The sequence below is a fragment of the Aeromicrobium sp. genome, assembly GCF_049586495.1.
In the GTDB taxonomy this organism is placed as follows: domain Bacteria; phylum Actinomycetota; class Actinomycetes; order Propionibacteriales; family Nocardioidaceae; genus Aeromicrobium.
In genome coordinates, this window is record NZ_JBAVCB010000028.1 from 1 (window position 1) to 10,154 (window position 10,154).

Below are 10,154 nucleotides of genomic sequence, written 5' to 3' on the forward strand. Positions count from 1 at the left end.
GCAGGAGCCCGCTCCACCCAAGGAACCCGCACCCAGCTGGCACCGCTGGGCCATGGTCGGCGCTGGCATCCTCGCCCTCTTCCTGATCAATGCCTTCGCCCCGCCTCCGTTGCCGGAGCACTTCACCGTGCTGGTGCTCGCAATCGTCATCGGCTACTACGTGATCGGCAAGGTGCACCACGCGCTGCACACGCCGCTGATGTCGGTGACCAACGCGATCTCCGGCATCATCGTGGTCGGAGCGATGCTGCAGATCGCCAGTGACGACATCGCGATCCGCACGTTGTCGTTCATCGCGATCTTGCTGGCCTCCATCAACGTCTTCGGTGGATTCGCCGTGACCCGACGCATGCTCAGCATGTTCTCGAAGGGCTGAGGCCATGACTGCCCAGAGCATCGCCACCGCGGCGTACATCGTCGCTGCCCTGCTGTTCATCTTGTCGCTCGCGGGGCTGTCCAAGCACGAGACATCACGCAACGGCATCGTCTTCGGAATCGCCGGCATGACGATCGCGCTCCTGGCCACCTTCGTGGCCGTCACCGACATCTCCGACACCACCGGCGTGGTGCTGCTGTTGGTCGCGGTGGGCATCGGCGCCTCGATCGGTTTGTGGCGAGCCCGCATGGTCGAGATGACCGGCATGCCCGAGCTGATCGCGTTGCTGCACTCCTTCGTCGGTCTCGCTGCCGTGCTGGTCGGCTGGAATGGGTATCTGGAGCACGGCAAGTTCGCTCAGCAGTCGCTGGAGGACATCCACAACGCCGAAGTGTTCGTCGGCGTCTTCATCGGCGCAGTGACGTTCACTGGCTCCATCGTGGCGTTCTTGAAGCTGTCTGCACGGATGAAGTCCAGCCCGTTGATGTTGCCGGGCAAGAACGCCATCAATCTGGGCGCGCTGGTGCTGTTCTTCGGCCTCACGGTCTGGTTCGTCATCACGCCCAGCCTCGTTCTGCTGATCGCGGTCACGGTCGTGGCGCTGGCGCTCGGCTGGCACCTGGTCGCCTCGATCGGTGGCGGCGACATGCCGGTCGTGGTGTCGATGCTCAACAGCTACTCGGGATGGGCGGCCGCGGCGTCGGGCTTCCTGCTCGACAACGACGCGCTGATCGTCACCGGTGCGCTCGTCGGCTCGTCTGGTGCGTACCTGTCGTACATCATGTGCCAGGCGATGAACCGGTCGTTCATCTCGGTGATCGCGGGTGGCTTCGGCATCGAGGCCGGGCCGGCTGACGACACCGACTACGGCGCTCACCGCGAGATCACCGCGGAGGACACCGCCGAGCTGCTCACCAACGCCAGCTCCGTGGTGATCACACCGGGCTACGGCATGGCCGTTGCGCAGGCTCAGTACCCCGTGGCCGAACTGGTCCGCACGCTGCGTGAGCGCGGCGTCGACGTGCGCTTCGGCGTCCACCCGGTTGCCGGGCGTCTGCCCGGTCACATGAACGTGCTGCTCGCCGAGGCCAAGGTTCCGTACGACATCGTGCTGGAGATGGACGAGATCAACGACGACTTCACCGACACGTCAGTCGTGCTCGTCATCGGCGCCAACGACACCGTCAACCCGTCAGCCGCCGAGGACCCGAGCAGCCCCATTGCGGGCATGCCGGTCCTGCACGTGTGGGAGTCCGGCGACGTGGTGGTCTTCAAGCGGTCGATGGCTGCTGGCTACGCAGGCGTGCAGAATCCGCTGTTCTTTCGCGAGAACACCCACATGCTGTTCGGCGACGCGAAGGACCGCGTCGAGGACATCATCCGAGCCCTCTAGCCGGGCGAGCAGTCACCAACGGAGGGGTCAGTCAGCAACGCCATACAGGCGGTCGCCGGCGTCGCCGAGGCCCGGCACGATGTAGCCCAGCTCATTGAGCTTCTCGTCGAGTCCGGCGGTGACCAGCGTGACCGGCACCTCGACGGACGCCAGGTCGGCCTCCAGCCGTGCGATGCCCTCGGGCGCGGCCAGCAGCGTGATGGCGACGATGTGGTCGGCGCCGCGCTGGATCAAGAAGTGCATGGCCGCGGAGAGGGACCCGCCCGTGGCGAGCATGGGGTCGAGCACGTAGCACTGGCGGCCGGTCAGGTCGTCGGGCAGCCGCTCGGCGTAAGTGACCGGGTGCAAGGTCTCCTCGTTGCGCACCATGCCGAGGAAACCGACCTCGGCAGTCGGGATGAGGCGCTGCATGCCTTCAAGCATTCCTAGACCGGCGCGCAGGATCGGCACCACGAGCGGCCGCGGTTCGGACAACCGGACTCCATGGGTCTGCGCCACGGGAGTGGTCACCTCCACGGGAACGACCCTGACGTCACGGGTCGCCTCATATGCCAGCAGGGTCACCAGCTCGTCGGCGAGCCGCCGGAAGGTTGGCGAGTCAGTGGTCTTGTCCCGCAGCAGGGTCAGCTTGTGGGAGATGAGCGGATGATCAGCCACGTGTACGTGCATGCCGCGAGACTACTAGCGGCAACGCTCCGACTTCTGTCACGATCGATTCATGGCCGAGGACGACGTGGACTTCGTGGTCGCTGCGTATCGCGCAGATGATGCGTGGCACGTCGCTGAGCTGAAGACCTCACTGGGCTATGACCTCGAAGAGTTGGGTGAGGCGCTGGCCCGATTCAGGTCCGACGACGGTGTGTTCGGTCTGCTCTCGGTCGATGAGGACTGGTTCGCCATCTTGCGTCGCGAGGGCACACGCACTCGCTGGATGTTGTCCGACGTCACCGTGGTCAGCGAGTCCGCCTTGGCCGGCGACGTGGCCGATGCCATGGACTTGCGCGAGGTCGACGACGACGAGGATCCGCAGCCCGGCGGCGATTTGGAGATCCTGTCCGATCTGGGTGTCAGCGCGGCAGTTCTGGTTGATGTGTGCGACGACGACGTCTCGTTGCCTGCGGACCTGCTGCTCGAGCTCGCTGAGCTGCTGGGCTTCGCCGACGACCTTGAGGAAGTCCTCGATTGAGTGACTGGGAACCTGCGATGCGCGAGGCGCTGATCCTTGCCGAGGCGGCGCAGGCGGACGCGGATGTGCCGGTGGGCGCTGTCATCTGTGACCCACAGGGCGTCGTCATCGGTCGTGGGCGGAACACCCGCGAGCGCGACGGCGATCCCACGGGCCACGCCGAGATCGTGGCCATCCGCGAGGCGGCCCAAGCCCGAGGCGAATGGCGGCTGGAGGGCTGCACCCTGGTGGTGACGCTGGAGCCCTGCACGATGTGCGCTGGCGCGATCGTCGCGTCCCGGATCGAACGGCTGGTGTTCGGTGCCTTCGACGACAAGGCCGGAGCCGTCGGCTCGCTGTGGGACGTGGTGCGCGACCGCCGCCTCAACCATCGCCCCGAGGTGCTGACCGGGGTGCTGGTCGAGGAGTCCGCAGCGTTGCTTCGTCGATTCTTCGACGGGCATCGCAGCACCTGACTGAGCTGCTCACCGGATAACCACACCTTTTGACTGCATCGCGTCTGCAGAGGTGCCACCGCGGTCGCGTTAGAAGCTGGTTCAGCGCGTTGACTTGCCGATGAGGCCGTCATGCGATGGGGTGTGATGGTGGACACAGAGAGCATCCAGTCAGCGATCGACGGTTTCTTCGCCCCCATCTCCGACGCGGTGTCGTCGGTCGTCTTCTATCAGGTGACCATCGCCGGTGCCACGTTCCCGATCATCGTGGGATGGCTGGTTCTGGCGGCGGCCATCTTCACCGTCGCCATGCGCGGCATCCAGGTCTGGGGTGTCGGTCATGCCATCGCCTTGGTTCGTGGCCGCTACGGCAGCGACGACGATCCGGGCGAGGTGTCACACTTTCAGGCGTTGACCTCGGCGGTGTCGGGCACGGTCGGTCTGGGCAACATCGCCGGCGTGGCCGTGGCGCTGTCCCTCGGTGGTGCCGGCGCCACCTTCTGGATGATCCTGGCCGGTCTGCTCGGCATGTGTACCAAGTTCGTGGAGTGCACCCTCGGCGTGAAGTACCGCGAGGAGCACGAGGATGGCACGGTCAGCGGCGGCCCCTTCAAGTACCTGCCGATCGCCTTCGCTCGCTTTGGCAGTGGTGTTGCCACAGCGCTCACGAGCGTCTTCGCCATCTCGATCTTCTTCTTCGGGGCGGTGGGCGGCAACATGTTCCAGGCCAACCAGACCTACGCCCAGGCCCGCAACGTCACCGGCGGAGACGACGGCTGGCTCGCCAGCGGCGGCGCCGCGCTGGGCTTCGGCATCGTGCTGGCCGTGCTGGTCGGTCTGGTGATCATCGGCGGCATGAAGTCCATCGGCCGCGTGACCGCCAGCCTCGTGCCGGCGATGGCGATCATCTACGTGGTGGCCTGCCTCGTGGTCATCCTCGGCAACTTCAGCTCGATCGACAATGCTTTTGGCGACATCATCAGCGGCGCGTTCTCGCCCGATGGTGTGACCGGCGGAGTGGTTGGCGTGCTGATCATCGGCTTCCAGCGGGCAGCCTTCTCCAATGAGGCTGGCGTGGGCTCGGCGCCCATCGCGCACTCGGCGGTCAAGACTCGTCGACCCGTCACGGAAGGCTTCGTGGCCATGCTCGAGCCCTTCATCGACACCGTGGTCATCTGCACCATGACTGCGTTGACCATCGTGATCGCCAAGCCTGAGTCGTGGCTCAATGCTCGGGCGCAGGTGGCGGCCGGCGAGACGGCCAACCCCGATGGTGTGGTGCTGACCTCCGACGCCTTCGAGAGCGTCGTGTCCTGGTTCCCTTACGTGCTGGCCATCGCGGTGGCACTGTTCGCCTTCTCGACGTTGATCACCTGGTCGTACTACACGCAGAAGGCCTTCACCTCGGTCTTCGGCCGCACGCCGTTCACCGAGCGTCTGTTCCAGGTGATCTTCTGCCTCTTCACGGTGTTCGGCTCGGTCGTCGCGCTGGCCGACGTGGTCAACCTCGCCGATGCGATGTTGTTCATCTGCGCCTTCGTCAACATCCTCGGCCTGTACCTGCTGTTCCCGGTCGTGAAACAGGAGCTGAACGAGTACTGGGAGGACCGCAAGGCGGGGCGGCTGACCTACAAGCCCGGTCACGAGCCTTCGGACGCTGCTTGAGCTCGTTGGTCGAGTGGGTGAACATCGCACCCGACCACCCGCGCGCCGGCTTCCGGGTGAAGCGGTGAAAACTGAGGGCTGCTGCGAGCGCTCTCGCTGAGTTCACCACGATTCGAACCGCTCGACGTGGTCCGGTAGGGTTCCACGCGGTGGCGTGTCCGAGCGGCCTAAGGAGCACGATTCGAAATCGTGTGAAGGTTCATCCCTTCCGTGGGTTCAAATCCCACCGCCACCGCCACAGGAAGACCCCCGATCACCACAGGAGTTCCGGTGAGGTCGGGGGTCTTTGCACGTGCATGGCTTCGGTTCTGGAGCGCTTGCCCAATCTCTGAGCCGTTGTCGAAACCCTCGTGGGCAGTCCTGACGCTTGGACGGCGCCCGACCGGGTACAGCATCACAAGCTGGCGCCGCCGGCGAAACGATGTCGCTGACTCGAGACGGGAGAACGCTGATGAAGGCTGTTACCTGGCAAGGACCACGAAACGTGTCCGTGGAGGAGGTTCCGGACCCGACCATCGTCGACCCGACGGACGCGATCATCCGGGTGACCACCACCGGGCTGTGCGGTTCGGACCTGCACCTGTACGACCCGCTCGCACCGTTCATGACGCCCGGCGACATCATCGGCCACGAGCCGATGGGCATCGTCGAGGAGGTCGGCCCCGACGTGACGAACCTCAAGATCGGCGACCGGGTGGTGGTGCCCTTCAACATCAGCTGCGGCGACTGCTGGACCTGCAACCAGGGCCTGCACAGCCAGTGCGAGACCACCCAGAATCGTGACACCGGAACCGGGGCGAGCCTGCTGGGGTTCAGCCAGCTCTACGGATCGGTTCCCGGCGGACAGGCCGAGTACCTGCGGGTCCAGTTCGCTGACTTCCTGCCCATCAAGGTCCCCGAAGGTCCGTCCGACGACCGGTTCGTCTACCTCTCGGACGTGCTGCCGACCGCGTACCAGGCCGTCAGGTACGCCGACGTCCCCGATGGCGGTGTGGCGCTGGTGATGGGTGCCGGTCCGATCGGCGACATGGCGGCTCGGATCGCGCTGCACGAGGGGCGCCGGGTGATCGTGGCCGATTGGGTTCCCGAACGCCTCGAGCGGGTCAGGGCGCGAGGCGCCGAGACGATCAACATCGAGGAGGTCGACGACGTGGCGACGGAGGTGCGCGACCGCACGTCCGGACGTGGTGCGGACGCCGTGATCGACGCGGTCGGCATGGAGGCGCACGGCAACCCCGTCGCCGAGAAAGTGATCAAGGCCGTCGGGCTGCTCCCCGACGCGGCTGCGCGAAAGCTGATGATGACCGTCGGCATCGACCGACTGGCCGCGCTCCACGGTTCGATCGACGCCGTCCGGCGCGGAGGCACTGTCTCGCTCATCGGCGTGTATGGCGGCGCGGCCAGTCCGATGCCGCTCATGCAGATGTTCGACAAGCAGATCCAGCTCCGCATGGGTCAGGCGAACGTGCGCCGGTGGTCCGACGACATCCTGCCGCTGGTGACCGACGACAGCGACCCGCTGGGCACCGAGTCGTTCGCGACCCATCGCCTGCCGCTCGACGACGCGCCCAAGGCGTACGCGCAGTTCCGGGCCAAGGAGGACGGGATGATCAAGGTCGTGTTCCAGCCCTGAGTGCCGCCGTCGGAGCGACTCGGTTGAAGTACCCGGATCCTGGGTAGACAACAGTTCCGACGAGAGGAGACATCATGAGTGAGACACCGATCGAGCCCGACAACGACCCGTCGCAGCCGGCGACCGACCCCGGCGCGGATGGAGACATCCCCGGTGCCGACGAGGGTCAGGGCGGTGACGTGGACCCGGTGCAGACCGGTGAGCCCGCCACCGGTCCAGAAGCGCCCGTGCCGCCCACCGGATCCGCCGACGCCGACGACGAGGCACCGGGTGGATCCGGCACGGGAGGACCCGCCGACCTCTAGAGGCAGGGACGGAGTGGAAAGGTTGCTGCCTGAGCACGACGGCTGAAGGCGGTGTCCTCACCCCGTATCCCACGCTGGCCTGGGCGATGCCGTCCGGCTCGTCTCTCAAGCTCCGTCCGAGGGAAACCTCAGAAGCCTGCATGGACGCGCCGACCTGGGGTACGTCATTCGTGTCCATCAGGCAGGGGCGGGATGGCACGAGCAGAGGATCTCTTATGCACGAACAGCTCGCGGTCGACGGGTCACACCGACCGTCCAACGACGCACCCGCAAGAGTTTGCAACGGTAGCGGGGCGTTGCCGTCGCTCGACGGACGGGAGCATTCGTGCTGACGCCGAAGGGACGCGGCTCGCTGAGCGACATCGTCTTCGAGTCGATGCGCGAGCCGTCGACCGGTTGGGACTCAGCGCTCAGCACGATCCCCGATGATGACGACGACCTGCAGATCACGCTGTGGGCGCTGTATGAGCTGCACTACCGAGGTTTCGACGACGTCGACGACAGCCTCGAGTGGCAGCCGGAGCTGATCGAGGTGCGTCGCTCGCTCGAGGCGGTCTTCGAGAACACGCTGCGGGACAGATTCAGCAGCGCTGGGCCCGCGGGAGATGACTCGGTGCCGGATGGGGATCTCGCGCAGGACCTCTTCGCGTACGTCGAGCAGCACGACGGTCCATCCCTCGCGCGCCACGTGCAGCGCGAAGCCGACCACGAACAAATTTTGGAGCTGCTCCGAATGCGTTCGATCTATCATCTCAAGGAGTCAGACCCGACCGCCTGGGTGGTGCCGCGGCTGCCCACGAGCACGAAAGCGGCGTTGGTGGAGCTGCAGTTCGACGAGTATGGATGCGGCGACCCAAACCGCCTCCACGCCGAGTTGTTCGCCCGCGGCCTGAACGCGTGCGGCCTCAGTCCGGAGTACGGGGCGTACATCGACGACGTGCCGATCGAGGTCCTCGAGCAGAACAATGCGATGTCGCTGTTCGGTCTGCATCGTCGACTTCGCGGCGCTGCCCTCGGCCACCTCGCGGCGTTCGAGATGACCAGCAGCGTCCCGTCGCGACAGATCGCGCAGGGGCTCGACCGGGTCGGCCTCCCGGCGACGATGACCGGCTACTACCTCGAGCACGTCGAGGCCGACGCCGTGCACGAACAGCTCGCCGCTCGAACGATCTGCGGCTCGCTGGTGCGAGATGAGCCGGCGCTTCGTGGAGATATCTTCCTCGGGGCATTCACCTGTCTGGACCTCGAGTCACGATTCGCGCACAGGATGCTCCGCGAGTGGGCGGCATGACCGCCGAACACCCGGACGTCATCCTGTGCCCCGGCGGTCCGATGCTGCTGCGCGGCGATCACGTCGTGGAGGATCCGGACGGCGTGGCGCACGCCACGTGCCGGCCGGTCAGCGCGGTGTGCCGCTGCGGCGGGTCGGCGACACAGCCGTGGTGCGACGGCACCCACAAGTTCCTGTCTGACCGGTGAGCTCCTCAGCGTGACAGCCGTACGAGCGCGCCCCGCTCGAACGATCTGACCTCCCGCACCCGAAGCGTGGAGGTGCGCGCCAGATGGTCGGCGATCGCGTCGACCTGAGCCGTCGTGCCCAGCTGGAGGATCGCCGATCCGCCCTCGGCGAGGTGCTCGTCGATGATGGAGCACGTCATGCGGGCCAGGTGGAGGCCATCGGATCCGCCATCGATCGCGACCGCTGGGTCCTCGGGGTAGCTGGCGAGGTGCGATGACGCCACCCAAGGGGGATCGGCGATGATCAGGGCGTACTGCTCGCCGTCGGCGACCACCACGTCCATCCGGCCCTGCCGAATCTCCACGCGGTGGCCCATCGCCGTCGCGTCCGCGTTGCGCCGCGCCAGCTCGCAGGCGGCGGGATTCAGATCGACCATGACCAGCTCGCGTCGGCTGGCTGCGACTGCAACCAGACCGATGTGTCCGACTCCCGCGCACAGCTCGAGCACGGGTCCGTCTGGCCCCGATCGAAGCAGCTCGGCGCACCACATCGACTGCGCGAGCGTCCACGGTCGGGGGCAGAGCACGCGGTCGTCGTAGGCGATCGTGAGACCGCCGAAGTTCATCAGCACACCCTTCCGTCCGACCACGTCGACGGATTCGTGCCATGACGTGTCGCCCACGTCAGCCACTCGATCACCAAGCATCACCCCGTCGGTGTGGTCGCGGGCACGGCAGCGCGAGGACGGGAGTCACGACGTCGAACTACCCCGATCGATCAGCCCTTAATCATCACCTGGGGGCGGCAACAGGGTCCGTCCCGTCGTTGAGGAGTCGTGATGGGTTCATGAGGTGTCGCGACCTGGTGCCGTCGGCGGCAAGACCCGGGCCCTCGGCCACCAGCAGGCGACGGCTTCAGTCACGAGGGTCACGATGCTCGACAGGCGCAGCAGCCGGGTGTTGGCGACGTCATTCCGGCGCGTTGCCGTGCGGATCCCCGATGCGGAACTGCGAGGTCACGCCCGTGTACATGAGATGGCTCACCAGGCCCTCTGCGGCGTGCGGGAGGTTGTGGCAGTGATCCATCCACAGGCCGGGGTTGTCGGCGAGGAAGGCGACCTCGTACGACTCGCCGCCGCGGACCTCCAGCGAGTCCGTCCACCACGGACTGCCAGATGCCGGGACTCCATCGCGAGAAATGACGAGCGCATGGTGCCCGTGCAGATGCATCGGGTGGGGTTCACCGCTGGTGTTCTCGATCCTGAACAGGACGACGTCCCCTTCGTCGACGGTGAACATCGGGACATCGGGATACATGCGGCCGTTGATCGTCCACCACAGCCCGGGCCGGCCGTCGAGGAAGCCGGGGCGTCGTCCGATCCGGTAGTCGAAGCGGCGATCCGCTGTCGCCGTGTCGATTCCGGGGTCGGCGGCCGCGCCGTAGGACAACAGGTCCACCGCCACGGTCGGCGCGTTCGGTTGCCGGTCAGAGGTGGGCTCCGTGCCGAGGACGAGCGTCGTCGAGCCCGCGAAGTCGATCTGCGCACCGCGATCCGGGACGGTCAGACCTAGATCGACCCGACCGCCGGCTGGCAGGTCGAAGCGCCGGCCTTCGATCGACTCGGGCTGATTGACGTCGTATCCGTCGACCGCGAGCACCTGGAAAGTCGCACCCGTCACCCAGATCGGGGCGATGCCGTTGTC

General features: G+C 66.4%; 12 protein-coding genes and 1 tRNA gene. 10 read left to right on the plus strand and 3 right to left on the minus strand.

Annotation, left to right across the window (positions count from 1 at the left end):
* A partial coding sequence (locus WB508_RS01390; RefSeq protein ID WP_423843083.1) for a proton-translocating transhydrogenase family protein occupies positions 1-376 on the plus strand: 376 nt, incomplete at its 5' end.
* 4 nt (positions 377-380) lie between these two features.
* Positions 381-1,769 (plus strand): Re/Si-specific NAD(P)(+) transhydrogenase subunit beta, encoded by a 1,389-nt coding sequence (gene pntB, locus WB508_RS01395; RefSeq protein ID WP_423843084.1) that lies wholly within the window; start codon positions 381-383, stop codon positions 1,767-1,769.
* Between the two features lie 27 nt (positions 1,770-1,796).
* Here the strand turns inward: pntB and upp are convergent, their stop codons facing one another.
* Positions 1,797-2,438, minus strand: coding sequence for a uracil phosphoribosyltransferase (upp, locus tag WB508_RS01400; protein WP_423843085.1), 642 nt, complete (start codon positions 2,436-2,438; stop codon positions 1,797-1,799).
* 49 nt (positions 2,439-2,487) lie between these two features.
* Between upp and WB508_RS01405 the strand changes: the two genes are divergently transcribed.
* From WB508_RS01405 to WB508_RS01440, 8 genes are all read left to right on the plus strand, one after another.
* A complete protein-coding gene (locus tag WB508_RS01405; RefSeq protein WP_423843086.1) occupies positions 2,488-2,955 on the plus strand; it encodes a tRNA adenosine deaminase-associated protein in 468 nt (155 codons plus the stop codon).
* The gene (gene tadA / locus WB508_RS01410) at positions 2,952-3,410 is read left to right on the plus strand and encodes a tRNA adenosine(34) deaminase TadA (protein ID WP_423843087.1); all 459 of its coding nucleotides are present in this window, start codon (positions 2,952-2,954) and stop codon (positions 3,408-3,410) included. The genes WB508_RS01405 and tadA overlap by 4 nt, the downstream gene beginning before the upstream one ends.
* A gap of 129 nt (positions 3,411-3,539) precedes the next feature.
* The gene (locus tag WB508_RS01415) at positions 3,540-5,054 is read left to right on the plus strand and encodes an alanine/glycine:cation symporter family protein (RefSeq protein ID WP_423843088.1); all 1,515 of its coding nucleotides are present in this window, start codon (positions 3,540-3,542) and stop codon (positions 5,052-5,054) included.
* Positions 5,055-5,202: 148 nt separating this feature from the next.
* A tRNA-Ser gene (locus tag WB508_RS01420) sits at positions 5,203-5,292 on the plus strand.
* A gap of 246 nt (positions 5,293-5,538) precedes the next feature.
* Positions 5,539-6,687, plus strand: coding sequence for an alcohol dehydrogenase catalytic domain-containing protein (locus tag WB508_RS01425; protein WP_423843089.1), 1,149 nt, complete (start codon positions 5,539-5,541; stop codon positions 6,685-6,687).
* 74 nt (positions 6,688-6,761) lie between these two features.
* On the plus strand, positions 6,762-6,992 hold the full coding sequence (locus tag WB508_RS01430) for a hypothetical protein (protein WP_423843090.1): 231 nt from the start codon (positions 6,762-6,764) through the stop codon (positions 6,990-6,992).
* Between the two features lie 325 nt (positions 6,993-7,317).
* Positions 7,318-8,283, plus strand: coding sequence for an iron-containing redox enzyme family protein (locus tag WB508_RS01435; protein ID WP_423843091.1), 966 nt, complete (start codon positions 7,318-7,320; stop codon positions 8,281-8,283).
* Positions 8,280-8,471 (plus strand): CDGSH iron-sulfur domain-containing protein, encoded by a 192-nt coding sequence (locus WB508_RS01440; RefSeq protein WP_423843092.1) that lies wholly within the window; start codon positions 8,280-8,282, stop codon positions 8,469-8,471. Before WB508_RS01435 ends, WB508_RS01440 begins: the two co-directional genes overlap by 4 nt.
* 5 nt (positions 8,472-8,476) lie before the next feature.
* Here WB508_RS01440 and WB508_RS01445 read toward each other — a convergent pair whose 3' ends face one another.
* Positions 8,477-9,076: a methyltransferase gene (locus WB508_RS01445; protein WP_423843093.1), complete on the minus strand. Its 600-nt coding sequence runs from the start codon at positions 9,074-9,076 to the stop codon at positions 8,477-8,479.
* 343 nt (positions 9,077-9,419) lie between these two features.
* Positions 9,420-10,154: multicopper oxidase domain-containing protein (locus WB508_RS01450; protein WP_423843094.1), on the minus strand; the 735-nt coding region annotated here is incomplete at its 5' end.